This window comes from Rhodoferax aquaticus (genome assembly GCF_006974105.1).
In the GTDB taxonomy this organism is placed as follows: Bacteria; Pseudomonadota; Gammaproteobacteria; order Burkholderiales; family Burkholderiaceae_C; genus Allorhodoferax; species Allorhodoferax aquaticus_A.
Map to the genome: position 1 here is coordinate 4379539 of NZ_CP036282.1, position 23843 is coordinate 4403381.

At 55.2% G+C, this 23843-nt stretch carries 25 protein-coding genes and 1 tRNA gene; 10 read left to right on the plus strand and 16 right to left on the minus strand.

The window, feature by feature from the left end:
- Positions 1-191 precede the first annotated feature (191 nt).
- Both EXZ61_RS20165 and EXZ61_RS20170 read left to right on the plus strand, forming a co-directional pair.
- Positions 192-890 (plus strand): OmpA family protein, encoded by a 699-nt coding sequence (locus tag EXZ61_RS20165; RefSeq protein WP_142813724.1) that lies wholly within the window; start codon positions 192-194, stop codon positions 888-890.
- Positions 891-1061: 171 nt separating this feature from the next.
- Positions 1062-1727: a phosphatase PAP2 family protein gene (locus tag EXZ61_RS20170; protein WP_142813725.1), complete on the plus strand. Its 666-nt coding sequence runs from the start codon at positions 1062-1064 to the stop codon at positions 1725-1727.
- A gap of 134 nt (positions 1728-1861) precedes the next feature.
- Here EXZ61_RS20170 and EXZ61_RS20175 read toward each other — a convergent pair whose 3' ends face one another.
- Positions 1862-2647, minus strand: a complete 786-nt coding sequence (locus tag EXZ61_RS20175) for an NYN domain-containing protein (protein WP_142813726.1) — start codon at positions 2645-2647, stop codon at positions 1862-1864.
- A gap of 578 nt (positions 2648-3225) precedes the next feature.
- Positions 3226-3301, minus strand: a tRNA-Arg gene (locus tag EXZ61_RS20180).
- Between the two features lie 169 nt (positions 3302-3470).
- Here EXZ61_RS20180 and EXZ61_RS20185 point away from each other — a divergent pair.
- On the plus strand, positions 3471-3995 hold the full coding sequence (locus tag EXZ61_RS20185) for a c-type cytochrome (protein WP_142813727.1): 525 nt from the start codon (positions 3471-3473) through the stop codon (positions 3993-3995).
- A 77-nt stretch (positions 3996-4072) separates the two neighbouring features.
- Here EXZ61_RS20185 and EXZ61_RS20190 read toward each other — a convergent pair whose 3' ends face one another.
- The 14 genes from EXZ61_RS20190 to EXZ61_RS20255 form a co-directional block, all read right to left on the minus strand.
- Positions 4073-4618, minus strand: a complete 546-nt coding sequence (locus tag EXZ61_RS20190; RefSeq protein ID WP_142813728.1) for a DUF2946 family protein — start codon at positions 4616-4618, stop codon at positions 4073-4075.
- Positions 4611-5606, minus strand: a complete 996-nt coding sequence (locus tag EXZ61_RS20195; RefSeq protein ID WP_142813729.1) for a YheT family hydrolase — start codon at positions 5604-5606, stop codon at positions 4611-4613. Before EXZ61_RS20195 ends, EXZ61_RS20190 begins: the two co-directional genes overlap by 8 nt.
- 36 nt (positions 5607-5642) lie before the next feature.
- Positions 5643-6095, minus strand: a complete 453-nt coding sequence (locus EXZ61_RS20200; protein WP_142813730.1) for a YybH family protein — start codon at positions 6093-6095, stop codon at positions 5643-5645.
- 115 nt (positions 6096-6210) lie between these two features.
- Positions 6211-6627, minus strand: a complete 417-nt coding sequence (locus EXZ61_RS20205; RefSeq protein ID WP_142813731.1) for a F0F1 ATP synthase subunit epsilon — start codon at positions 6625-6627, stop codon at positions 6211-6213.
- A 12-nt stretch (positions 6628-6639) separates the two neighbouring features.
- Complete coding sequence (gene atpD, locus EXZ61_RS20210) at positions 6640-8043, minus strand: F0F1 ATP synthase subunit beta (protein WP_142813732.1); 1404 nt, start codon at positions 8041-8043, stop codon at positions 6640-6642.
- Between the two features lie 24 nt (positions 8044-8067).
- Positions 8068-8958, minus strand: coding sequence for a F0F1 ATP synthase subunit gamma (gene atpG / locus EXZ61_RS20215; RefSeq protein ID WP_142813733.1), 891 nt, complete (start codon positions 8956-8958; stop codon positions 8068-8070).
- A 29-nt stretch (positions 8959-8987) separates the two neighbouring features.
- Positions 8988-10541, minus strand: coding sequence for a F0F1 ATP synthase subunit alpha (gene atpA / locus EXZ61_RS20220; RefSeq protein WP_142813734.1), 1554 nt, complete (start codon positions 10539-10541; stop codon positions 8988-8990).
- 49 nt (positions 10542-10590) lie between these two features.
- The gene (locus EXZ61_RS20225; RefSeq protein WP_142813735.1) at positions 10591-11121 is read right to left on the minus strand and encodes a F0F1 ATP synthase subunit delta; all 531 of its coding nucleotides are present in this window, start codon (positions 11119-11121) and stop codon (positions 10591-10593) included.
- Positions 11122-11130: 9 nt separating this feature from the next.
- Positions 11131-11601, minus strand: coding sequence for a F0F1 ATP synthase subunit B (locus EXZ61_RS20230; RefSeq protein ID WP_142813736.1), 471 nt, complete (start codon positions 11599-11601; stop codon positions 11131-11133).
- 35 nt (positions 11602-11636) lie between these two features.
- Positions 11637-11885: a F0F1 ATP synthase subunit C gene (gene atpE / locus EXZ61_RS20235; protein WP_142813737.1), complete on the minus strand. Its 249-nt coding sequence runs from the start codon at positions 11883-11885 to the stop codon at positions 11637-11639.
- 49 nt (positions 11886-11934) lie between these two features.
- Positions 11935-12816, minus strand: a complete 882-nt coding sequence (atpB, locus tag EXZ61_RS20240) for a F0F1 ATP synthase subunit A (protein WP_142813738.1) — start codon at positions 12814-12816, stop codon at positions 11935-11937.
- A gap of 25 nt (positions 12817-12841) precedes the next feature.
- Complete coding sequence (locus EXZ61_RS20245; RefSeq protein ID WP_237219020.1) at positions 12842-13366, minus strand: ATP synthase subunit I; 525 nt, start codon at positions 13364-13366, stop codon at positions 12842-12844.
- Positions 13367-13447: 81 nt separating this feature from the next.
- On the minus strand, positions 13448-14938 hold the full coding sequence (gene glpK, locus EXZ61_RS20250; protein ID WP_142813739.1) for a glycerol kinase GlpK: 1491 nt from the start codon (positions 14936-14938) through the stop codon (positions 13448-13450).
- A 76-nt stretch (positions 14939-15014) separates the two neighbouring features.
- On the minus strand, positions 15015-15779 hold the full coding sequence (locus EXZ61_RS20255; protein ID WP_142813740.1) for a DeoR/GlpR family DNA-binding transcription regulator: 765 nt from the start codon (positions 15777-15779) through the stop codon (positions 15015-15017).
- A gap of 151 nt (positions 15780-15930) precedes the next feature.
- Between EXZ61_RS20255 and EXZ61_RS20260 the strand changes: the two genes are divergently transcribed.
- The 7 genes from EXZ61_RS20260 (at position 15931) to EXZ61_RS20290 (ending at position 23805) form a co-directional block, all read left to right on the plus strand.
- Positions 15931-17004, plus strand: a complete 1074-nt coding sequence (locus tag EXZ61_RS20260) for an ABC transporter ATP-binding protein (RefSeq protein ID WP_142813741.1) — start codon at positions 15931-15933, stop codon at positions 17002-17004.
- 1 nt (position 17005) lies between these two features.
- Complete coding sequence (locus EXZ61_RS20265; RefSeq protein ID WP_142813742.1) at positions 17006-18082, plus strand: ABC transporter ATP-binding protein; 1077 nt, start codon at positions 17006-17008, stop codon at positions 18080-18082.
- A complete protein-coding gene (locus tag EXZ61_RS20270) occupies positions 18079-18969 on the plus strand; it encodes a carbohydrate ABC transporter permease (RefSeq protein ID WP_142813743.1) in 891 nt (296 codons plus the stop codon). Before EXZ61_RS20265 ends, EXZ61_RS20270 begins: the two co-directional genes overlap by 4 nt.
- A gap of 81 nt (positions 18970-19050) precedes the next feature.
- A complete protein-coding gene (locus EXZ61_RS20275; protein ID WP_142813744.1) occupies positions 19051-19863 on the plus strand; it encodes a carbohydrate ABC transporter permease in 813 nt (270 codons plus the stop codon).
- Between the two features lie 12 nt (positions 19864-19875).
- Positions 19876-20184 (plus strand): DUF2160 domain-containing protein, encoded by a 309-nt coding sequence (locus tag EXZ61_RS20280; RefSeq protein WP_142813745.1) that lies wholly within the window; start codon positions 19876-19878, stop codon positions 20182-20184.
- Between the two features lie 84 nt (positions 20185-20268).
- A complete protein-coding gene (locus tag EXZ61_RS20285) occupies positions 20269-21999 on the plus strand; it encodes an ABC transporter substrate-binding protein (RefSeq protein ID WP_142813746.1) in 1731 nt (576 codons plus the stop codon).
- A 198-nt stretch (positions 22000-22197) separates the two neighbouring features.
- Positions 22198-23805, plus strand: coding sequence for a glycerol-3-phosphate dehydrogenase/oxidase (locus EXZ61_RS20290; RefSeq protein WP_142813747.1), 1608 nt, complete (start codon positions 22198-22200; stop codon positions 23803-23805).
- Positions 23806-23843: the final 38 nt, after the last annotated feature.

The following is a 23843-nucleotide window of genomic DNA, read 5'->3' on the forward strand; positions in this document are numbered from 1 at the left end:
GCCTGCGTTGCGGTCGCATGCTGTGGAGATGGGCGCGCCGCAGACAAGGCCGACGTGTCACCGCTGACCTTGCACGTAGTAAACGCGCGTGGCTGTTGATGGAGCAAACGCCTTGTCCTGCAAGTGCGCCCGCCGACAGGTAGCCATGCACTTGCGAAGCACTTTTTCCACTCACCCGAGGAACACCCATCATGAAATCACATCACCTACCGCTGGTTTACTCCCTGGTGCTTGCCGCGCTTTTGCCGTCCTTGGTTTGCGCGCAAGCCGTACCGATAGAGGGCTATCTCGTCGATAGTTCCGGGCGTTTTGTAGGCTCAGCAACACCGGGACAGTGTTGGCACACGGCCGAGTGGACTCCAGCCTTGGCGCAGGCACCATGTGACCCCGTAGCCAAGGTGGCTGCGGCGGTCACGCCCAAACCAGCGTTTGAGCCGAATGCTTTGCCTGCATCCGGCGCTGCGCCCGTGGCCGCAGTGGCTGCTGCACCGCCGCCGATGAAAACAGCGTTCTCGGCGGATGCACTGTTTGCATTTGACCAGTCGTCGCTAAAGCCCGAGGGGACGCAAATGCTGGACGACTTGGTGGCCCAACTGCAAGTGAGCAACTACGACCAAGTGATGGTGACCGGGGATGCCGATCGTATTGGCTCAGCGGTTTACAACCAGAAGCTTTCGGAGCGTCGAGCCCAAACCGTGCAAGCCTATTTGCTCAAGAAAGACGTAGCGGCCACCAAGATCAGCACCAGTGGGCAGGGAGAGTCCAACCCTGTCACCACGCACCAAGACTGCGCTGACAAAAAAGGAGCCCCGCTCATCGCGTGCCTGCAACCTGATCGGCGCGTGGATGTGGAAATGCAGGGTACGAAAGCGGCAACCGCCACCCCCTGATCGGCCGCACGCAGGCGATTGGGGTGCCGCTGTCCGCCCCAGTCGTCTACGGGTTACTACTAGATGCACAACCCAGAAAGACCTATGATCGAGGGCAGAGCACCGCGCCATTGCGATGCGCGAGTCCATTCCCCGCCGCTGATTTTTCGGTTTTTATGACGTTTACTGACCATGGTTGAGGCATTGTTGGCACTGAACATGTGGCCCATCGTCACCCGCTTGGGTGAAATTCAAATTTTGGCACCTGCGCTGCTGCTGGCCTTATGGATGCTGCGCCGGACTCCCGCGTGCCGCACGTATGCTTGGTCGTGGATGGCAGCGCTGGCTGTCGCTACCGTCGTCACGACGGCCAGCAAGATTGCTTTTTTCGGCTGGGGCATCGGAATTGCGCGGCTGGACTTCACGGGCTTTTCTGGCCACACCATGTTTTCTGCGGCCATCTACCCAGTGCTTTTCGACGTACTGACCTCCAAGAAGTCACGCTGGCAACAGGGTTTGGCTATTGGTGTTGGCGTGGGTTTGGCCGTGTTAATTGCCGTTTCTCGTGTCGCCGTGCAAGCGCATTCCATCTCTGAAGTGCTGGCCGGCTTAGCGCTTGGCCTGATGGTGAGTGGCTTTGCGATGCGCAACTCGCACTTAGCCAAGCTCCCCAAGAAGCGCTCGCTCGCCATTGCAGTGGTGGCTTGGTTCGCCTTTGCCCCGTTCTATGCGCCAGCCGCCCAGACGCATTCCTGGGTGGTGGCGGCTTCCTTGGCGCTGTCAGGCAAATCCGTCCCATTCACTCGGCACGACCTTTTGCGCCTGATGCCCCTTAGCGTGGGGTTTACAGCCAAATAAAGTCTCTACAGGCGGTAGCAGCGTAGGCATGGGCCATGCGTCTGCGCCCGTTGTACGCACAGTCTGCAGGTGGATGGACCACACGTCAGCGCGTTACTCATCCATGGTGCTTGGCTGACGAAGTAGTGGATTGCTTATGCTGACACATACCGAACCTGATTAGGCTGCTTGTCTGGGATCAACTCAAACTTGTCCGGGAACTTCTTGAACAGGCGCGTCGAAGTTGCATTTTTCCCAATCAGCTTTGCAGCGTGCAATTGCTGAACAATATCGCCTAGCGGCTGCACTTGTCCCGTCTTGAGCGCGGGTGCAGCCTCTAACACTTGGACCAGCGTGACTTCCCCCTTGCCCCCCGCAGTCGCAGATTTCGGCTGCCCCTTCGTCTTCACGGTCTTTGGAATTGCCGCAGACGCCTTCGCAACGGCAACTTGTTTTACAACGGCTTTCCGTGCAGGCTTCTTCTTGGTCGGAGACGGAGCTTCCATCTCTGCAGCTTGCTTGATCGTGTCTTTGCCGACAAAGATCACTGCGTCATAGGCATGTACCGCCTCAGCGGCCATTTTGGTTCTCTCCGATACACACACCATGCGAATGCCTCGCTCACGCAAGCGCACTACGAGCGGTACGAAATCAGCATCGCCTGAGCCAATGGCGATGACGGCTGGTTTGGGTAACTGGCAGGCCAACTCCATGGCGTCAACGGCAAGCGCCACATCGGTGGTGTTCTTGCTCAGTGAGAGATTCACAAACGGGCGGATGGCCCTACCCAGCATGGTCTGTGCGAGCCCTTTGAGGTTTTCTGCACTGCCATAAGCCCGTCGCACGGTGAGTGTGCCCTCTGTTGATTCAAGTCCGGCACAGGCTTCCTCGATCCAAGCTGGAGAAGAAAGGTTGTCAGCATCAATCAGGAAGATCACCATAGAGCAGGTCCTTTCAGTCAGTTGTAACGCCCAATACCGCCCAACACAGAACACCGTGAACAGCGTACAGATGGCTTTTGAAGGGGTGCCAACGACTAGGTTTTTGGTTAGCGACGTTGAAGAGGCTTGCTTCCTTCAGGTCCGCCACTCCCCGACCGTACTTCCCCTCACATACCAAGTAGCCTGACCTGTCTTCAACGATACGAGCGTGGCTTCGCATCAACACGATCTCGGCCTTGAGACGTTTCTCGATCGAGACTTTGTCGCCACTTCTTGGCGTCAGTACGCGAGTCCTAAGTTGATCAATGCCTTCGTCATGCATGGATGGGATGTTCCTTTGCGCGCTCTATGCATTCTGGAGCCGTTGAATTGTGATGGTCAGCGTGAAGCAATCGGGCCAGTGGGCTGATAGTCCATTTCGAAACTGCAATAAAAGCGTTGGGCCATGGTTGGGCCATGGAAAAAGGGCAGACTGTCTATGACTATTGGACTCTTTGGGGCCAAAACTCATTGTGACTATTGCTCATCAAGTGGATTTCTTGATTGTCCGAGACCAAGTATTGCTGGTTCTCCTCTGGTGGTGCGGCTGGCGGGGATCGAACCCACGACCCTTGGCTTCGGAGGCCAATACTCTATCCACTGAGCTACAGCCGCACGGTGTAAATTACTTGAGGGTGAAGTCGCGACATCCTTGTCGGACCGCTGATTCGCCTTCGTGTGGCAGTCTCCACACTTACGTTACCCTGCGATTGTAGGTGTTTTCAGAGTGGGCGCAGCTATAATTCCCCGCTGCACTTGCAGACTCTGACTTTTCGAGGATTACATGAGCGATAACAGCCACACTAATGCGCACGACGAGGCCCACACCGGCCCCATAAAGACACCTAAGCAGCTTTTGTTGGCTTCTTTGTTTTCGTTCATAGTCCCGATATTTGTCATTATTGGACTGGTCTACTACGTGGTTTCGGACAATAAGCCCGCAGCTGGGTCTGTCAATCCTGAGCGCGCCATTGCCGAGCGCATTCAGAAAGTGGGCATGGTCGAGATTCGCGATGCCAACCGCGAAATGCGCAGTGGTGAACAAGCATTCAAAGCCCAATGTTCCGCCTGTCATACCACTGGGGCTGCTGGTTCTCCCAAGTTCGGAGACGCTTCCGCTTGGGGGCCTCGCATTAAGACTGGTTTTGAATCGCTACTCAATTCTGCGCTAAAGGGCAAAGGTGCCATGGGTGCCCAAGGTGGCGGCGACTTGGATGACTTTGAAGTCGCTCGGGCGGTGGTCTATATGGCAAACGCTGGTGGGGCCAAGTTTGACGAGCCCAAGAAAGCGGCCGAGGCGGCGAAGTAAGCTTCAACAGCGATAGTTAAAGGACGCCATGGGCGTCCTTTTTTATACCAGTATCTTTGGGCTGCCCTGCAGCGCGCTTACGTGTTTGGGCTCGGGTTGGGACTTGGCTTCTTAATGAATTTATACAGCTTGGGAAGCTCGCTGGAATGTATCTCCAATGGAGACCAAGAGTCTTGTTCGAGCCACTGACTTAGATTGAACATGTCTTGGGTGTGCACCAAGCCAAGCCCTAAGTCGGTGTTGGCGTAAGCCATTCCATTTTCATCTAGAAGAAACGATCGGAGTTGGGCTGGTCTGCCTGTATGGGTACTGACGCTGTGATTGGAGTCGATCCGAATTATCCATGGCGTAGCTGCTAGGGACACATAGACGCGCTGGGGTCCGTTTTGAAAGTACCATTGTCCGATGGGGTCACAGCTGTAGTTCCGCTCGATAAAGGAGATCAGCTTGGCGTGCGTAATGAGGGAGCCTTTGGCACCAATTACCCCTGAATCAAAGTCACCTTTGTGTTGCGCTTGGTCATCGCGCATGTACCAGTTGCCTCGGGTGTCCAAACCCAACCATTCATAGCAGTCCGGCACGTTTGGCCACTTCTGCATTGCTTGCATCACCAGATCATCCATAGGCGGACTCCACAACCGGGAGGTGATCCTTGCACCAACGAATCACCAGTTCGGGTATCTCCATCACGTGTGCCGGCGGACGTCCCCGAGGAAAACCAACGTGCCCACCATCACTAGGCTGCCACAGTGTTACATGTCGGCCAACGTTTTTCTGAGTAGGTAGGCAAGCCGCAGGCACAAACGGGTCATTTTTCGCGTTGATGACCAAAGTGGGGACTTGAATGTCCTGCATTCTCGGCTTGGCTGACGCGCGCAACCAATAGTCCTCGGTGTCCTTGAATCCATGCAAAGGTGCCGTGAAGACATTGTCAAATTCGTAAAGCGTCTTTGTGCCCATGAGCTTTGAACGATCAAAAAGCCCAGGGTGTTGGTTCAGCTTTAGCAGCGCTTTCGGCTTCATCGTGCGTAGGAACATGTTCGTGTACACCCGATTGAAGCCTCGTGCGATTGCCTGCCCACTTGCGGCCAAGTCCAACGGAGCACTGATGGCAACACAAGCGCTGACGGTATGGGCTGCTTGGTTGCCTTGCTCTTGGGCCCAGCGCAAAAGGGCATTGCCGCCCAAGGACACACCCACTGCCAAGATGGGGCCTTGGTGTCTTTTTTGTAGCTCTTCCAAGATCCAAGCGATCTCCTGGTGATCCCCGGAATGATAGGCCCTTGGCCCTTGATTCAACTCACCGCTGCAACCACGAAAGTGAGGGACAGCGAAATCCATTCGATGTGCTCTGGCAACACTGGCAAACGCCTCCGCGTAATGGCTTCGGGATGAGCCTTCTAGGCCATGAAATAGGACGAGTAGAACCGAAGGGCGCGGCTCAGTATTCGATAGAGATAGCCAGTCAACATCAATAAAGTCCCGGTCAGGGGTGTGCCACCGCTGCCGCACGTAAAGGGGTCGATCCCCCACAAATCGGCTTGAAAACAATGCAGGCCAAATGGTTTGTAAGTTGCCGCCTGGCAGCCAGCAGGGGGCGACATACTTCATACAGATGCCCTGCACAGAGGGCCTCGCCCCAAAGAGTCAGTGTAGTACCTGGGGAGTGGGGTCAATTTCATGATGCTCATCTTGCGAGCCGGGACTGGCGTGGTGAACGACCATACGCCAACCCTCAGGGGTTTTTTGATAAACGTTGGTGGCCAAGACGAAAGCATGAACCAGCCCATCAGGCGTTAGCACTTCAACCCGTTCGAGTACGTGGTGAACAGCGCTGGTCAGCGAATCAACTCTGCGGATAGATTCAGGACGCGCCGACACAGCACCCGAATGCGCGAAGACGGCTTCGAATGCTGCACGAATGGCGCCAGCTCCGATGACCCTAGGCCCTCCGGGATGGATGCAGGCAATCTCATCTTCATTTGCCCAGCACGCCATCATTCTCTCGATATCCGCTGACTGCAAAGCTTCATAGAACGCAGCCTCTATCTCGTCTGGACTACCTCCCAATACAGCGTGTTGGTGTGCGGCTTTTTTCATGCTCAATGGGTCGTGTGTATCGTGCTATTGTGACTGCTTTAGTAGGAGCGTCTTTTTCATCCGCTGCGGAAATAAAAAAACCGCCATGAAGGCGGTTTTTGGAATGGAGAAAACGTTACTTCTTTGCTCGAAATTTACGCAATGCGGCTATCTGAGCAGCCATGACGGCGAGCTCAGACTGAGCACGCGCTATATCGAGCTCACCTTTGGCGTTCTTGAGGGCTTCTTCTGCAGCCATCTTGGCCGCGTTGGCCTTTTCTTCGTCCAAGTCCTTGCCGCGAATGGCTGTATCGGACAGCACTGTGACGCAGTTTGGCTGAACTTCCAACAAACCACCAGCCACAAAGACAAACTCTTCGCTGCCGTCGGCCTTCTCGATCCGCACTGATCCCGCCTTAATGCGTGTAATCAATGGTGTGTGGCGAGGGTAAATGCCAAGTTCTCCGGCCTCTCCAGGCAAGGCCACGAATCTGGCTTCACCTGAAAAGATCGACTCCTCCGCACTGACCACATCAACGTGGATGGTGTTCATTTTGGACCTTGCTTAGAGCTTCTTTGCTTTTTCAAACGCTTCGTCGATGGTACCAACCATGTAGAACGCCTGCTCTGGCAAATGGTCGCACTCACCAGCCACAATCATTTTGAATCCACGGATGGTTTCAGCCAAACTGACGTACTTACCTGGAGAACCCGTGAACACCTCGGCCACGTGGAATGGCTGGGACAAGAAGCGTTGAATCTTACGGGCACGTGCTACGGCCAGTTTGTCTTCGGGTGCCAACTCGTCCATACCCAAGATGGCGATAATGTCGCGCAACTCCTTGTAGCGTTGCAAGGTACCCTGTACTGCGCGGGCAGTGTTGTAGTGGTCTTCTCCCACGACCAAAGGATCCAACTGACGGCTTGTGGAATCCAAAGGATCCACCGCAGGGTAGATACCCAAGGATGCAATGTCACGTGACAACACGACAGTTGAGTCCAAGTGAGCGAACGTCGTTGCTGGGGATGGATCGGTCAAGTCATCCGCGGGAACGTAAACCGCTTGGATGGAAGTAATTGAGCCCACCTTAGTTGAAGTAATACGCTCTTGCAAACGGCCCATTTCTTCAGCCAGAGTTGGCTGGTAGCCCACTGCGGAAGGCATACGGCCCAACAAAGCAGAAACTTCGGTACCAGCTAATGTAAAGCGGTAGATGTTGTCCACGAAGAACAGCACATCTTTGCCTTCATCACGGAAAGACTCAGCAATAGTCAGACCCGTCAAAGCAACGCGCAAACGGTTGCCTGGGGGTTCATTCATCTGACCATAGACCATGGCAACCTTGGAGTCTTCCAACTTTTCAAGATTCACAACACCAGAGTCGGCCATCTCATGATAGAAGTCATTACCTTCACGGGTCCGCTCTCCAACACCAGCAAAAACGGACAAACCGCTGTGAGCTTTAGCGATGTTGTTGATCAACTCCATCATGTTCACGGTCTTGCCCACACCGGCACCACCGAACAGACCAACCTTGCCGCCCTTTGCAAACGGGCAAACCAAGTCAATCACTTTGATACCAGTTTCCAACAACTCTTGGGAAGGATTCAGTTCGTCGTAAGCGGGTGCCAAACGGTGAATGGATGCTTGCATTTCGTTGCTGACTGGGCCACGCTCATCGATGGGAGAGCCCAACACGTCCATGATGCGACCCAGCGTCGCCTTTCCAACTGGCACTGTGATAGGGCGCGCAGTGTTTTGCACCATCATGCCGCGGCGTAAACCGTCAGAGGAACCCAACGCGATCGTGCGGACAATGCCGTCACCCAATTGCTGCTGCACCTCTAAAGTCAAGCTGGAACCTTCCATCTTGAGCGCGTCATAAATTTTTGGCATCTTGTCGCGTGGAAACTCCACATCGACGACCGCACCAATACACTGAACAATCTTGCCTTGTACTTGAGCCATTTTTTGCTCCAAATTAAATAACGTTTAAACGGCCGCCGCACCCGCCACGATTTCCGAAAGCTCTTTCGTAATCGCCGCTTGACGCGTTTTGTTGTAGACCAACTTGAGTTCTGCTATGACGCTGCCTGCGTTGTCGGTGGCAGACTTCATAGCAACCATGCGGGCTGACTGCTCTGACGCCATATTTTCCGCTACGGCTTGGTAGACCAATGCTTCTACGTAACGGACTAGCAATTGGTCAATGACCGCCTGCGGGTCTGGTTCATAGATGTAGTCCCAGCTATGCTTAGCACCAGTTGCTGCTTCATCTGCTTTGGCGTCGGCTTGCATAGCACTTGCAGACAACGGTAGCAACTGCTGCACCACGGGTTCCTGCTTCATCGTATTGATGAATCGCGTATAGCAAAGATACACAGAGTTGACTTCGCCTCGTGTATAGGCGTCGAGCAACACCTTAACTGGACCAATCAGCTTCTCGAGATGTGGCGTATCACCCAACTGAGTTGCGTGAGACACCACTTTTGCACCAATACGATTCAAAAAGCCGAAGCCTTTATTTCCGATAGCGATAGCTTGTGTGGAGACACCTTCAGCCTGCAAATCGCGCAGCTTGTTAGTTACGCCTCGCAAAACATTGGTGTTCATCCCGCCGCATAGGCCCTTATCCGTAGTCACCACAATCATGCCTGCTGACTTAGCGTCATTAGTGACCATGAAAGGGTGGACATACTCAGGGTTGGCTTGACCCAAGTTGGCTGCAATATTGCGAATCTTCTCGCTGTAAGGCCGGGCCGCACGCATGCGGTCCTGCGCCTTGCGCATTTTGCTCGCGGCAACCATCTCCATGGCTTTTGTGATCTTCTTGGTGTTTTCCACCGATTTGATCTTGCCGCGTATTTCCTTACCTGCTGCCATGAATGACTCCTTGTGTCTTCAGGTGCGGATCAGGCAAAAGACTTTTTGAACGCGGTGGCTGCAGCAGTCAACTCAGCTTCGGCGTCCTTGTCCATCGCTTTGTTCGCTTCTAACTTGGCCAACAAAGCTGCGTGCTTGTCTTTGAGGTAAGCGTGCAAACCATGTTCGAACGCCAATACGCGTTTGACTTCGATGTCGTCCATAAAGCCTTTATTGACCGCGAACAGCGTCGCGCCCATCAAGCTGACTGGTAGCGGGCTGTATTGCGCCTGCTTCAGCAACTCAGTAACACGCGCACCACGATCGAGCTGCTTGCGTGTGGACTCGTCCAAATCAGACGCGAATTGAGCAAAAGCAGCTAACTCACGGTACTGCGCCAAGTCAGTACGGATACCACCGGACAAGTTCTTAATCAACTTGGTTTGAGCAGCGCCACCAACGCGGGAAACGGAGATACCAGCATTAATAGCGGGGCGGATACCTGCGTTGAATAGTGACGTTTCCAAGAAGATCTGGCCGTCTGTGATCGAGATCACGTTGGTTGGAACGAATGCGGATACGTCACCAGCTTGCGTTTCAATAATTGGCAGTGCGGTCAAGGAACCAGACTTGCCTTTTACTTCACCTTTGGTGAATGCTTCAACATAGTCGGGGTTCACGCGAGCAGCACGTTCCAACAAACGGCTATGCAAATAGAAAACGTCGCCTGGATATGCTTCACGACCTGGTGGGCGACGCAACAGCAACGAAACTTGACGATACGCCACCGCTTGTTTAGACAAATCGTCGTACACGATCAACGCGTCTTCACCACGGTCACGGAAGTACTCGCCCATCGTGCAACCAGAGTAGGCGGACACGTACTGCATCGCTGCAGATTCGGATGCGGTAGCAGCCACAACGATGGTGTATTCCATCGCGCCAGCTTGCTCCAAAGCGCGAACGACGTTCTTTACGGATGACGCTTTTTGACCAATCGCCACGTAGACGCAGGTCATGTTCTGACCCTTTTGGTTGATGATGGCGTCAATCGCTACGGCAGTCTTGCCGGTTTGACGGTCGCCAATGATCAATTCACGTTGGCCACGGCCTACAGGCACCATGGAGTCGATAGACTTCAAACCTGTTTGCATGGGCTGGCTAACGGACTGGCGGGCGATAACGCCAGGAGCCACCTTCTCGATGACATCAGTCATCTTGGCGTTGATCGGGCCTTTTCCGTCGATGGGTTGACCCAAGGCGTTTACTACGCGACCTTTGAGCTCGGGTCCAACTGGAACTTCCAAAATACGGCCCGTGCACTTGACGGTGTCGCCTTCAGAAATGTGCTCGTAAGCGCCCAAAATAACGGCACCTACGGAGTCGCGCTCCAAATTCAAAGCCAAGCCGTAGCTAGGCTGTCCGTCAGCGTCAGCGGGAAACTCAAGCATTTCGCCCTGCATTACATCGGACAAACCGTGTACGCGGCAAATTCCGTCTGTTACAGATACGACAGTACCTTCATTCCGAATATTGGAACTGCCAGACAGTCCCTCAATACGGCTCTTGATTAGTTCAGAAATCTCTGCGGGATTGAGTTGCATGGCTCTTTCCTTCTTTCGTTAGTTGGGCTGATAGCGGGAGGCACAAAGCCTACGCTGTCAAAGCCACTTTCATTTGTTGCAAACGGGCTTTGACGGAGGAGTCTAAGACTTCGTCACCCACCACCACACGAACACCACCAATCAGCTCTGGCTGGAGTTCGACGGTCACATTGAGCTTACGGCCAAAACGCTTCTCAAGCGTAGTGGTCAAGTTGTTCAACTCCGCGGCATCAATGGCGAACGCACTGAAGACAGTAGCATCGGATGCGCCACTGTGGGCATTCACCAAACCGCGAAACTGATCGGCAATTTCCGGCAAAACCGCCAGACGCCCATTCTGAATTACCGTTAGCAAAAAATTCTTTGCCATGGGAGGCAAAGAGTCTTTTGCAATGTTGGCGATTACGTCAAACACCTGTTCGGCATTGACATTGGGCCTGGCTGCAAACTCTTGCAGTTGCGCATTGAGCGCGACTGCCTTCAGAGTTTCCACCCAAGCCACAGCACCCTGTAGATCCGCAGCAGTTGCTTTGAACAAAGCGTCTGCATAGGGCCGGGCGATGGTGGCAAGTTCAGCCATAGTTCCCTCTTACAGCTCAGTGGCCAAACGGCCTAGCAAGTCAGCATGTACGGCTGGATTGACCTCTTTACGAAGAATCTGCTCAGCACCCTTAACGGCCAGCGCAGCAACTTGCTCGCGCAATGCTTCACGGGCTTTCACAGACTGCTGTTCAGCTTCGGCTTTGGCAGCAGCAATAATTTTGTTGCCTTCTTCAATCGCCTTTGCCTTGGCTTCTTCAACGATGGCTTGACCACGACGCTCAGCATCAGCCAACCGTGTAGCGGTTTCGTTTCTTGAAGTTGCCAACTCAGCCTCAACGCGCTTGTTAGCGCTAGCGAGTTCCGATTTAGCTTTGTCTGCAGCGGCCAAGCCTTCTGCAATTTTCTGGGCCCGCTCGTCCAACGCTTTGGTTATGGGTGGCCACACGAATTTCATCGTGAACCACACCAAGATACCAAACACGACGGCCTGCAGGAACAGTGTCGAGTTAATGTTCACGGTCTATTCCTTCTCTAGCGTGAAGGGGCCGCTGATTACTTCAGAACGAAGGGGTTGGCGAATGCGAACAGCAAAGCGATAGCTACACCGATCAAGAAAGCCGCGTCGATCAGACCAGCCAAAATGAACATCTTAGTTTGCAGTTCGTTCATCAACTCTGGTTGACGTGCGGAAGACTCCAAGAACTTGCCGCCCATCAAAGCGATACCGATGGAAGCACCGATAGCGCCCAAACCAACGATCAAGCCACAAGCCAAAGCTACGAATCCGAGAATGTGTTCCATGAAAAACTCCTAATTAAGAAAAGAAAAAAGAAACCGGGGAAAAGTTACATCAGTGTGCGTCGTGCGCTTGACCTGTGTAGATCAGCGTCAACATCATAAAGATGAAGGCTTGCAAAGTGATCACCAGGATATGGAACAGTGTCCATACGGTTCCGGCGATGATGTGACCGATGGCCAATCCAACACCAGTTGCCGACAGTGCCCAGCCGCCACCCATCAAGGCGATCAACATAAACACCAACTCACCTGCAAACATATTGCCAAACAACCGCATACCGTGAGACACCGTCTTAGCAAGGTACTCGATCATTTGCATCAAGAAGTTAATGGGATACAGAGCCCAATGGTCGCCAAAAGGCGCTGCAATCAACTCATGCGCCCAGCCACCCAATCCCTTGATCTTGATGTTGTAGAACACGCAAATCAACAAAACCGAACAAGAAAGGCCCAAAGTGGTTGAGAGGTCTGCAGTAGGCACGACGCGCATGTAGTCTGTGAAACCCATTGCAGGGCCGGCGGCATGCCAAATCTGCGGAATCAAGTCCACAGGCAGCATGTCCATCGCGTTCATCAAGAATATCCAAACAAACACGGTCAACGCCAGTGGAGAGATCAGCTTACGACTTTTAGCGTTATGAATGACGCCCTTCGCCTGGTTCTCAACCATTTCCGACAAAAGCTCAACAGCCGCTTGGAAGCGACCAGGCACGCCCGACGTTGCTTTACGAGCTGCGCTCCACAGCACCAAACATCCCACGATGCCAAGCACCACAGAAAAGAACACCGAATCTAAGTTAAAGACACTGAAATCGACAATACTCGTTTGCTTGACGCTTTCAAAGTCGAAGTTCTTTTGCAGATGCTGCAAATGATGCTGGATGTACTCTCCAGCTGAGGGGGCATGTGTTCCAGCGCTTTCAGTTGCAGACATGTGTCACCAATAAATGTTTCAAAAATTACCGAATTGCTGACACTGGGTCGCTTGGTCGCAGCCACACGGCCAACCAATACACCTTCAATGTCACCACAAACCCGGCCACAAGGGCCAGCCAATTCAACCCAACTACCAACTGCGGCGCCGCAAACAACATTGCAACAGTCAACAAAATCTTTGCCAATTCCCAAACCACGAAATTAGTGATTGCGGAACCCTGCTCACCCTTACGCACCGCCCGTTGCAAGCCACGCACAAACACGGCGGTCGGCATTATCACCGCTATAGCTCCATACGCAACAGATGCAGCCACCAGCAAATCCGAATAAATGCCATAAGACACCATTGAAATCACCAGACCGACCACCACCTGCAAACCAACCACCATCCAAGGTGATTGCTTAGGCTGCTTCGCAACCAACTGCTGCACTTCCTGCGCCGTCAAAACCTTGATTGGCGCCTCTCGCTCCTCAGACTCGTCATTTGCACCAAAAGTGTTGGGGACGGTCATCATTGCGTTCGGAATGTTACAAGCGTATAGCCACAAAGCCTCTGATTATACGTAGAAACCCGCCCAGATTGAAATCGAGCGTAGCGATTATCCCCAAATGGGGCATGGTTGCGCACCCTAATGGGTCGCCTGTGCTACGGCATGCTCCCACTGCAACATGCGCTCAGCCACCCGAGCACTCGGCAGATTGGGCTCAAACTTGCGCTCTACCTGCCAGAGCTGACTCAACTGTTCGCAGCTATGAAACACCCCGGTGGAGAGTCCCGCCAAATAGGCGGCTCCCAAAGCGGTCGTTTCCGTGGTCTCGGGCCGCACCACCGGAATGCCTAGCAGGTCTGCCTGAAATTGCATAAGGAAGTCGTTGCCGCTCGCGCCGCCGTCCACGCGGAGCTCCCGCACTGCAGCGCCGTTGGCAGCACTCAGATCGCGGCCCATTGCGTTCAATAGGGCAGCGCTCTGAAACGCAATGCTTTCCAATGCGGCGCGGGCAATATGCGCCACCGTGCTCCCCCGCGTCAGTCCAGTAATGGTCCCTCGTGCATCGGGCTTCCAGTATGGCGCACCCAGTCCCGTAAAGGCCGGCACTACGACAACGCCACCGGAGTCTGGAACGCTTTCCGCCAAAGCTTGGACCTCATCGCTCGTCTTAATCGCATGTAGACCATCGCGCAACCATTGCACGACAGCGCCCCCAACAAAGACACTCCCCTCAATGGCGAACTCAGGCGTAAGACTTACCTGTGCCGCGCTTGTGGTGATCAGCCCGTTGCCTGACGTCTGAAACTCAGAGCCGGTGTGCATCAACATGAAGCATCCCGTGCCATAGGTGTTCTTCACCATTCCGGCCTTGAAACAAGCTTGCCCGAAGAGCGCACTTTGCTGATCTCCGGCGACACCACCGATACGCACTGGATGACCCAGCACATCCGGATGGATTTCACCAAATAGAGAACTGGAAGGCTGCACTTTGGGCATCATGCTTGCGGGAATACCAAGTTCTTTTAGCAGGTCGGCATCCCACGTGTTCGTGTGCACGTTAAACAGCATGGTGCGGGACGCATTACTCACATCAGTAGCATGAACCTTTCCTTTGGTGAGTTGCCACATCAGCCAACAATCTACCGTTCCGAACGCCAACTCGCCTGCATCCGCCAAACCTCTTGCGCCTGCCACGTTATCCAAAATCCACTTCAGCTTGGTTCCGGAGAAATAGGCGTCTACCAAGAGCCCAGTTTTGGCCTGTATCGTGCCCGCCAGACCCCGCTCTCTAAGCTCAACGCACGTGGGCTCTGCCCGGCGATCCTGCCAAACAATGGCATGGTGAATGGGCGCGCCGGTCAGACGATTCCACACCACGGTAGTCTCGCGTTGATTGGTAATGCCAATCGCGCTAACCTGTGCAGCAGTGATCCCGGCCTTCAAAAGCGCCTCGCGCGCGGTTGATACCTGCGTTCTCCAGATCTCCAGTGGATCATGCTCCACCCATCCGGGCTGAGGGTACATCTGCGGCAGCTCCAACTGCGCGTGGGCAACGGTTCGACCCTGCGCATCAAACACTATGCTGCGCGAACTGGAGGTGCCTTGGTCTAGGGCTAAGAGGTATGTCATGAAGTATGGATGGAAAGTTCAGTAGGGCAAAAACTTGGGCGCAGGAGTGCGGTTAACAAATCGAGCGAAGCATTCATTACCGCGCGACATCGAGGCGGACTTGGGCTTCCGTCAATAGCGCTGGAAACGGCTCGGGAGGCTCGGCGTCGGTAAACAAACGGTCAATCTGAGACAGGCGCGCCACCTCCACCATGGCGGGCCGATTGAACTTACTCGCATCCGCCGCCAACCACACCTCTCGGGCGTGGGACATGATGGTCTGGGACACCTTCACCTCGCGGTAATCGTAGTCACGCAAGGTGCCATCGGCCTCAATGCCGGAGATGCCAATCAGCGCAATGTCCACCTTGAACTGACGAATGAAGTCGACCGCCGCCTCTCCCACGATGCCTTGATCCAACCCGCGGACCACGCCACCGACCACGATCACTTCACTCCGAGGATTGGCACTCAGAATGGATGCCACATTGAGATTGTTCGTAATCACCCGCAGACCTGTGTGCTTGAGCAGCGCCCGGGCGATCGCCTCCGTGGTCGTACCGATGTTCAAGATCAAAGAGCAATCATTGGGCACAGCGTCCGCAATGCACCGCGCAATGCGCTGCTTGCCCTCGGCGTGCAAGCTCTCTCGCTGTTGATGGGCAATGTTCTCCACCGTAGAGCTCGGCACCCTCACTCCCCCGTGAAATCTCGCGAGCAAGCCCTCATCGGCCAAGCGCTGCACATCCCGACGGACGGTTTGCAGAGTAACGCCCAGCGTCTCGGCCAACTGCTCAACGGTCACCGCCCCCTTGTCTTGCACGACTGATAGCAATGTGAGTTGGCGTGGGTTGGTTTTCATTTTTGTATTTTGCCGTGGAGAAACAATGCAATCCAACTTTAAAACGAATCAAAAAGAACTTTTATAGGGTAATTACCAACACGAAAGGAAATAAAACGAACAATAATGAATTCAAAAGATCACAAAACAAACAGAAAGAAAAAGGCAAGCGATGCAGCTAACACTTGAAGGCATCAGCAAAAAGGTCGGCCCCCAAACTTGGCTCTACAACATGGACATCGCCCCTCGCAGCGGCGCAGTCACAGTTTTGCTGGGTGCCACACAAGCTGGTAAGACCACCCTCATGCGGGTGATGGCCGGGCTGGATGCGCCCACCTCAGGAAGCGTCAAAGTGGATGGCGTGGATGTCGTTGGAGTCCCAGTGCGCCAGCGCAATGTCTCCATGGTCTATCAACAGTTCATCAACTACCCGTCGCTCAAAGTGCGCGACAACATCGCCTCGCCCTTGAAACTGCGCGGGGAACAAAACATTGAAAAACGCGTACGCGAGTTGGCAGAAAAGCTGCACATTGAGATGTTCCTTGACCGCTACCCTGCGGAACTATCTGGCGGGCAACAACAACGCGTGGCGCTGGCACGCGCCTTGGCAAAAGGCGCACCTTTGATGCTGCTGGACGAACCTTTGGTCAACCTCGACTACAAATTACGCGAAGAACTGCGTGACGAGCTCACTGCCCTTTTTGCTGCTGGCAACTCGACCGTGATCTACGCAACCACAGAGCCTGGAGAAGCTCTGCTCTTAGGGGGTTACACCGCTGTCATGGATGCCGGTGAGCTCCTGCAGTACGGCCCAACCTCCGAGGTATTTCATGCGCCCAAATCATTGCGCGTAGCCAGGGCTTTCAGTGACCCGCCCATGAACTTAATCGAGGCCAGTCGCACGGGCGCTGGACTGCAACTCGCCAACGGACCGCAACTCCGCTTGGCACTGCCAGCACGCCCCTCACCTGCTCTCACTGTCGGCATGCGCGCAAGCGCCTTGCACACCGAATCCATGGAAGGAGACGTGGCGCTGCAAGGCAAGGTGGAGTTAGCAGAAATCTCTGGAACGGACACCTTTGTGCACTTTGAAACGGCGTTGGGCGAGCTTGTAGCCCAACTGACAGGCGTGCATCACTTCGACCTCGGTGAATCCGTCACCTTTTACTTCAACCCCGCCCACATCTACGTATTTGATGCTGAGGGCTTGCTGCTTTTGGCCCCCGTGCGCGGCAAAGGACGCTGATATGGCACGTATTGAACTCGACCTCGCCCACGCGTACCGGCGTGACCCTCAGCAGGACAGCGACTACGCTCTGCTCCCTCTCAAGATGACCTTTGAGGATGGCGGTGCTTACGCACTTCTGGGTCCCTCAGGCTGCGGCAAAACCACTTTGCTCAATATCATGTCAGGCTTGGTCACCCCTTCACAGGGAAGCGTGCTGTTTGACGGAAAAGACGTCACCCGCGCCACCCCCCAAGAGCGCAACATCGCGCAGGTGTTCCAGTTTCCCGTCATTTACGACACCATGACGGTTGCTGAGAATTTGGCCTTTCCTTTGCGCAATCGCAAGATGCCGCAAGAGCAAATCAAGAAGCGCGTAGGCGCTATCGCCGAAATGCTGGAAATGAGTGGTCAACTCAACCAGCGCGCCTCAGGTTTGGCGGCTGATGCAAAGCAAAAAATCTCTTTGGGCCGTGGACTGGTGCGCCCCGACGTATCCGCCGTCTTGTTTGACGAACCCTTAACGGTGATTGACCCCCATTTGAAGTGGCAACTGCGACGCAAACTTAAGCAGATTCACCATGAGCTCAAGCTCACTCTGATCTACGTCACGCATGACCAAGTGGAAGCATTGACCTTTGCTGACCAAGTGGTGGTCATGACCCGTGGGCGTGCCGTGCAGGTGGGAACTGCGGCCGATCTTTTTGAACGCCCTAGCCACACCTTCGTAGGCCACTTTATTGGATCACCTGGCATGAACTTTTTGTCCGGCCAAGTCCACAACGAAACCTTCAGTATCGGCGGCGCCCAGATGCGTATGCCGACGGATAGAGGCTTACCAGATGGCACGTTCAAGCTAGGCGTGCGGCCTGAATATGTGCGCATTGCCGCAGCTGACGCGCCAGGCGCATTGCCCATGACGGTCGTCCAAGTCCAGGATGTAGGGACGCACACCATTTTGACGGCCACGCGCGAGCAACACCTCATCAAAGCCCGCCTACCCGCCGACTCAACCCCACTGGTCGCGGGAGATGCTGTGTGGCTGCAACTTATGGGTGAGCACACCTGCTTCTACAAAAACGAGGAGATCGTGGCATGAGCACCACCACCAAACCCGTCAACCAGAAGGCCTGGTTTCTCATACTTCCCGTGCTGATTTGTGTGGCGTTTTCGGCCATCTTGCCTTTGATGGTGGTCGTCAACTACTCGGTCCAAGACATCATCTCGCCAGAGCGCCGTGTGTTTGTAGGCACCGAATGGTTTGCCGCCATCATGCGCGACGAAGAGTTGCATGGTGCACTCCTACGCCAGCTCACCTACTCGTTCGCCGTGTTGGCTGTAGAGCTCCCACTGGGAATTTTGCTGGCTCTGTCCATGCCAGCACAAGGCTGGAAATCTTCAGCTGTCTTGGTCATCGTGTCGCTGTCCTTGCTCATTCCATGGAATGTCGTGGGCACCATTTGGCAGATTTTTGGACGCACCGACATTGGCTTGATGGGCGCAGCCTTACTGGGCATGGGTATTGACTACAGCTACACCGGCAACGCCACGCACGCATGGCTCACCGTGCTGCTGATGGATGTATGGCACTGGACGCCCTTGGTGGCGCTACTGGGTTACGCCGGTTTGCGCTCTATTCCGGACGCCTACTACCAAGCCGCCAGCATTGATGGCGCGAGCAAGCTCGACGTGTTCTGGTACGTGCAGCTGCCCAAAATGCGCGGCGTACTGATGATTGCGGTGCTGCTGCGCTTCATGGACAGCTTCATGATTTACACCGAGCCCTTTGTGCTGACCGGCGGTGGCCCTGGTAACTCGACCACATTCTTGTCCCAGTTCCTGACCCAAAAAGCGGTGGGACAGTTTGACCTAGGGCCAGCGGCAGCCTTCTCCCTCATTTATTTCCTCATCATTTTGTTGATGTGCTTCATCTTGTACAACTGGATGCAGCGCGTTGGCACCCAAGCCAAGGAGGGTGGGCAATGAGCGCAGTGCCGGGCCGTCCCAAACAAGCTCGCACCCCCTTGGGGGGCTGCGATTACATAACGTGCATCGCATGGGGGTCACATGTCTAAACCCAAGTTCCAAAAACGCTCGCTGTTCTTGCTGGCGTACCTCATTTTTGCCTTGTTGCCCATCTACTGGATGATCAACATGTCATTCAAGACCAACAACGAAATCTTGGCGGGTTTCACCTTGTTCCCGGACCACTTTACGTGGGACAACTACAGAACCATTCTGACGGACCCCGCGTGGTACTCGGGCTATATCAATAGCTTGATCTATGTAGCCATCAACACCGTCATTTCTTTGACCGTGGCACTGCCCGCAGCCTATGCGTTCTCTCGCTACAGCTTCTTGGGCGACAAGCATGTGTTCTTTTGGTTGCTCACCAACCGCATGACACCACCGGCCGTGTTTTTGCTGCCCTTCTTCCAGCTCTACACCTCGGTGGGCTTGATGGACACGCACATTGCGGTGGCACTGGTGCACTTGCTGTTCAACGTGCCCTTGGCCGTGTGGATTTTGGAAGGCTTTATGAGTGGCATTCCGCGTGAGATTGACGAGACCGCCTACATCGACGGCTACTCTTTCCCCCGCTTCTTCATCCGCATCTACATTCCCTTGATTAAGGCGGGCGTTGGCGTTGCGGCTTTCTTCTGCTTCATGTTCAGCTGGGTAGAACTGCTCTTGGCCCGCACGCTCACCAGCGTGAATGCCAAGCCCATTGCCGCCACCATGACCCGCACCGTGTCGGCCTCTGGCATGGACTGGGCCACCCTGGCCGCTGCGGGTGTACTCACCATCGTGCCAGGCGCCATCGTTATTTGGTTTGTTCGCAACTACATCGCAAAAGGCTTTGCGATGGGTCGCGTTTGATAGGAGTAGCCCATGTTTGAATGGATGGCTTGGACCACCCCCGTGGCCGTGTTTTTCTCGTGCATCGTGCTCATGCTTATTGGCATGACGGTGTGGGAAATCAAATCACCCACCACCATGCGCAAAGGCTTTTTGCCCATGGAAACCACGCGTGGCGACCGCTTGTTTGTAGGCCTGCTCAGCGCGGCTTACGTGAACTTGGCTTTCATTGGCCTCAGTGGCCGAATGATGGAATGGATGAGCCTAGAGGCAGAACCGTCTATCTGGATCAGCTTTGTCGCCTCCATGGCCCTCCTGGGCCTGGTCATGCGCAAAGGCTAAACCCGTGTTCCCGAGCAACGGCTTGTACCCCCTGGAGCCGACGCTTTGTTCCCACAGGGGTTAATCAGACCGAGGAGATTAATAATGAAATTGAAGTATTCCGCATTGGCGGTGGCCATGGCTTGCGCCATAGGCGCACCTAGCTGGGCTGACGAAGCCGCAGCGAAAAAATGGATTGACGCAGAGTTCCAGCCTTCGACCCTCACCAAAGCCCAGCAAACCGCTGAGTTGAAGTGGTTTATCGATGCAGCCAAAAAACTGCAAGCCAAGGGCATCAAAGAGATTTCCGTGGTGTCAGAAACCATTGCCACCCACGAGTACGAGTCCAAGACGCTGGCCAAAGCCTTTGAAGAAATCACCGGCATCAAGGTCAAGCACGACCTGATCGGCGAAGGCGATGTGGTGGAGAAACTGCAAACCTCCATGCAGTCTGGCAAATCCATCTATGACGGCTGGATCACCGACTCCGACCTGATCGGTACCCACTACCGCTACGGCAAGATCCTGAACCTGACCGACTACATGACGGGCAATGGCAAGGAATGGACCAACCCTGGCATCGACATCAAAGACTTCATCGGTACCAGCTTCACCACTGCACCCGACGGCAAGCTCTACCAACTGCCTGACCAACAATTCGCCAACCTGTACTGGTTCCGCGCTGACTTGTTTGAAAAACCAGAGCTCAAAGCCAAGTTCAAAGCCAAATACGGCTACGACTTGGGCGTGCCTTTGAACTGGAGCGCCTACGAGGACATCGCCGCCTTCTTCAGCGAAGACGTCAAGACCATCGACGGCAAGCCCATCTATGGCCACATGGACTACGGCAAGAAAGACCCATCCTTGGGCTGGCGTTTCACCGACGCATGGTTGTCCATGGCCGGTACTGCAGACATTGGCATTCCTAACGGCAAGCCAGTGGACGAGTGGGGTATCCGTGCTTCCGCTGACGGTTGCACGCCCCAAGGCGCCTCCGTGTCACGCGGTGGTGCGACCAACTCTCCAGCAGCTGTGTACGCTTTGACCAAGTACATCGACTGGATGAAGAAGTACTCGCCCAAAGAAGCCATCGGCATGACCTTCGGCGAAGCCGGCCCTGTGCCCGCACAAGGCCAAATCGCCCAGCAAATCTTCTGGTACACCGCCTTCACCGCCGACATGATCAAGCCTGGCTTGCCTGTTGTGAACGCAGACGGCACACCTAAGTGGCGCATGGCTCCTGGACCTAACGGCCCTTACTGGAAGCAAGGCATGCAAAACGGCTACCAAGACGTGGGCTCATGGACTTTCTTCAAAGACCACGATGCCAACAAAGTGGCCGCTGCTTGGCTCTACGCCCAGTTCGTGACCGCCAAGACCACGTCTTTGAAGAAGACTACCGTTGGTTTGACACCGATTCGCGAGTCCGACATCCAGTCCAAAGCGATGACCGACATGGCGCCTAAATTGGGTGGCTTGGTGGAGTTCTACCGCAGCCCCGCGCGCGTGGCCTGGACACCGACTGGTACCAACGTGCCTGACTATCCAAAGTTGGCCCAACTGTGGTGGAAGAACGTGGCGGTTGCCGTTACTGGCGAGAAGACACCTCAAGCCGCGATGGACAACCTGGCTGAAGAAATGGACGCCGTTATGGGCCGTCTGGAGCGCTCCGGCATGGCCGTTTGCCCACCCAAGCTCAACGCCAAGAGCAGCCCCGACAAGTGGCTGAGCGACAAAGGCGCACCTTGGAAGAAGCTGGCCAACGAGAAGCCAAAGGGTGAAACCATTGCGTACGACACTTTGTTGAGCGCATGGAAGGCCGGCAAGGTTCGCTAAGCCAAGGCAAAAGGGCATTTTTCCTCGGTTCAACCCTGGTTGCACTGCGGTTAAATGCCCCGTAGTTCCCTGAGGCAAGCGCCTCTAACAAAGGCCGTGGGCGCACACGGTGTGCCACACGGCCTTCTTAATTTGTAGTCACTATTGCCATCTTGGGCACCTAGCGCACCCTTTGTAGACCCCACTGAATTTCCACCTATGGCCACCACCACCCAGCCCCTGTCTACCGCCCGCGCGCAGCTCTTCGCCCAGTTGGGACCAGAGCAGACGTATGACATCGCCATCGTAGGCGGCGGCGCCACCGGACTTGGCGTGGCACTGGACGCAGCGGCCCGGGGCTTTAAAGTGGTTTTGGTCGAGTCGCATGACTTTGCCAAAGGCACCTCCTCACGTGCCACCAAGCTGGTCCACGGCGGCGTGCGCTACCTGGCGCAAGGCAATATTTCTCTGGTGCGCGAGGCATTGCACGAGCGCACCACGCTGCTGAACAACGCGCCCTACCTGGCGCAACCGCTGCCTTTTGTCATGCCGTCCTACCAATGGTGGGAGACGCCGTTCTATGGCATTGGCCTCAAGATGTATGACGCACTGGCCGGCAAAGCGGGCCTGGGCAGCACCGAATTTCTAAACCGCGACCAAACCCTGAGCGCCCTGCCTACGGCACTGCCTGCAGGCCTCAAAGGTGGCGTGAAGTACTGGGACGGCCAATTTAACGACGCGCGCTTGGCGCTGGCCATCGGCCGCACAGCAGTGGGCAAGGGCGCACTGCTGCTCAACTACTGCCGCGCCAACGACTTGCTTTATACCGATGGCAAGGTAGCGGGCTTGGTGTGTGAAGACACCCAAACCGGCACCACCTACCGCATCCAAGCACGCTGCGTGGTCAACGCGGCAGGTGTGTGGGTGGACGAACTGCGCCAAAAAGACGGCGCGGCCAACGGTGCCGATGGCCGCCGCCCCACCAAACCCATGGTAGCCCCCAGCCAAGGCGTGCACATTGTGGTGGACCGCGAGTTTTTGGGTGGCGAGGTCGCCCTCATGGTGCCCAAAACGGCCGACGGCCGCGTCTTGTTTGCCGTGCCATGGCTGGGCAAAGTCATTTTGGGTACCACCGACACCCCCCGCAACGACTTGGCGCGCGAGCCCCTACCCTTCAAAGAAGAAGTGGACTTCATCCTGAGTGAGTCGGCCCGCTACCTGCGCCGCGCCCCAACCCGTGCCGACGTGAAAAGCGTATGGGTGGGCCTGCGTCCGCTGGTCAAACCCCAGGACGACGACGGCGACAACACCAAGGGCATCAGCCGCGAGCACACCGTCTTGGTCAGCCGCAGCGGCTTGGTCACCGTCACCGGTGGCAAATGGACCACCTACCGCGCCATGGCCGAAGACGTGCTGAGCAAGTGCGAAGAAAAAGGCCTGCTCAAAGCCACTGCCAAGGGCGTAACCACACACCTGCGTTTGGTGGGTGCCAACGGCGCGCCGGTGCCGGTGCAATCCATCAGCAAAGCGCCCGGGCTGCATTCTTACGGGGATGAACAAGCGGCGGTACAAGCGCTGCCCGGTGCCGACAAACCCCTGTGCGACGGCCTGACCGAGGCCATGGTGCGCTTTGCTGCGCGCTATGAATACGCCATCAAAGTCGAAGACGTATTGGCCCGCCGCTCCCGTTTGCTCTTCTTGGACGCCCGCCTAGCCAGCACCTTGGCAGAGCGCGTGGGCGCCATCTTGCAAGAAGAAACCGGCATCGACCCCGAGGTGGCGGCCTTTGTGTCCCTGGCCAAGCACTACCTAGAGTTACCCCAGTAACCACTGCACAGCCGGTGCAGCAACCCGGCTGCGATAAT

Excerpts from the sequence above, each read along its gene's own strand:
- EXZ61_RS20165 (WP_142813724.1), top strand. The coding sequence starts at position 192 with ATGAAATCACATCACCTACCGCTGGTTTACTCCCTGGTGCTTGCCGCG.
- EXZ61_RS20170 (WP_142813725.1), top strand. The coding sequence starts at position 1,062 with ATGGTTGAGGCATTGTTGGCACTGAACATGTGGCCCATCGTCACCCGC.
- EXZ61_RS20175 (WP_142813726.1), bottom strand. The coding sequence starts at position 2,647 with ATGGTGATCTTCCTGATTGATGCTGACAACCTTTCTTCTCCAGCTTGG.
- EXZ61_RS20185 (WP_142813727.1), top strand. The coding sequence starts at position 3,471 with ATGAGCGATAACAGCCACACTAATGCGCACGACGAGGCCCACACCGGC.
- EXZ61_RS20190 (WP_142813728.1), bottom strand. The coding sequence starts at position 4,618 with ATGGATGATCTGGTGATGCAAGCAATGCAGAAGTGGCCAAACGTGCCG.
- EXZ61_RS20195 (WP_142813729.1), bottom strand. The coding sequence starts at position 5,606 with ATGAAGTATGTCGCCCCCTGCTGGCTGCCAGGCGGCAACTTACAAACC.
- EXZ61_RS20200 (WP_142813730.1), bottom strand. The coding sequence starts at position 6,095 with ATGAAAAAAGCCGCACACCAACACGCTGTATTGGGAGGTAGTCCAGAC.
- EXZ61_RS20205 (WP_142813731.1), bottom strand. The coding sequence starts at position 6,627 with ATGAACACCATCCACGTTGATGTGGTCAGTGCGGAGGAGTCGATCTTT.
- atpD (WP_142813732.1), bottom strand. The coding sequence starts at position 8,043 with ATGGCTCAAGTACAAGGCAAGATTGTTCAGTGTATTGGTGCGGTCGTC.
- atpG (WP_142813733.1), bottom strand. The coding sequence starts at position 8,958 with ATGGCAGCAGGTAAGGAAATACGCGGCAAGATCAAATCGGTGGAAAAC.
- atpA (WP_142813734.1), bottom strand. The coding sequence starts at position 10,541 with ATGCAACTCAATCCCGCAGAGATTTCTGAACTAATCAAGAGCCGTATT.
- EXZ61_RS20225 (WP_142813735.1), bottom strand. The coding sequence starts at position 11,121 with ATGGCTGAACTTGCCACCATCGCCCGGCCCTATGCAGACGCTTTGTTC.
- atpE (WP_142813737.1), bottom strand. The coding sequence starts at position 11,885 with ATGGAACACATTCTCGGATTCGTAGCTTTGGCTTGTGGCTTGATCGTT.
- atpB (WP_142813738.1), bottom strand. The coding sequence starts at position 12,816 with ATGTCTGCAACTGAAAGCGCTGGAACACATGCCCCCTCAGCTGGAGAG.
- glpK (WP_142813739.1), bottom strand. The coding sequence starts at position 14,938 with ATGACATACCTCTTAGCCCTAGACCAAGGCACCTCCAGTTCGCGCAGC.
- EXZ61_RS20255 (WP_142813740.1), bottom strand. The coding sequence starts at position 15,779 with ATGAAAACCAACCCACGCCAACTCACATTGCTATCAGTCGTGCAAGAC.
- EXZ61_RS20260 (WP_142813741.1), top strand. The coding sequence starts at position 15,931 with ATGCAGCTAACACTTGAAGGCATCAGCAAAAAGGTCGGCCCCCAAACT.
- EXZ61_RS20265 (WP_142813742.1), top strand. The coding sequence starts at position 17,006 with ATGGCACGTATTGAACTCGACCTCGCCCACGCGTACCGGCGTGACCCT.
- EXZ61_RS20270 (WP_142813743.1), top strand. The coding sequence starts at position 18,079 with ATGAGCACCACCACCAAACCCGTCAACCAGAAGGCCTGGTTTCTCATA.
- EXZ61_RS20275 (WP_142813744.1), top strand. The coding sequence starts at position 19,051 with ATGTCTAAACCCAAGTTCCAAAAACGCTCGCTGTTCTTGCTGGCGTAC.
- EXZ61_RS20280 (WP_142813745.1), top strand. The coding sequence starts at position 19,876 with ATGTTTGAATGGATGGCTTGGACCACCCCCGTGGCCGTGTTTTTCTCG.
- EXZ61_RS20285 (WP_142813746.1), top strand. The coding sequence starts at position 20,269 with ATGAAATTGAAGTATTCCGCATTGGCGGTGGCCATGGCTTGCGCCATA.
- EXZ61_RS20290 (WP_142813747.1), top strand. The coding sequence starts at position 22,198 with ATGGCCACCACCACCCAGCCCCTGTCTACCGCCCGCGCGCAGCTCTTC.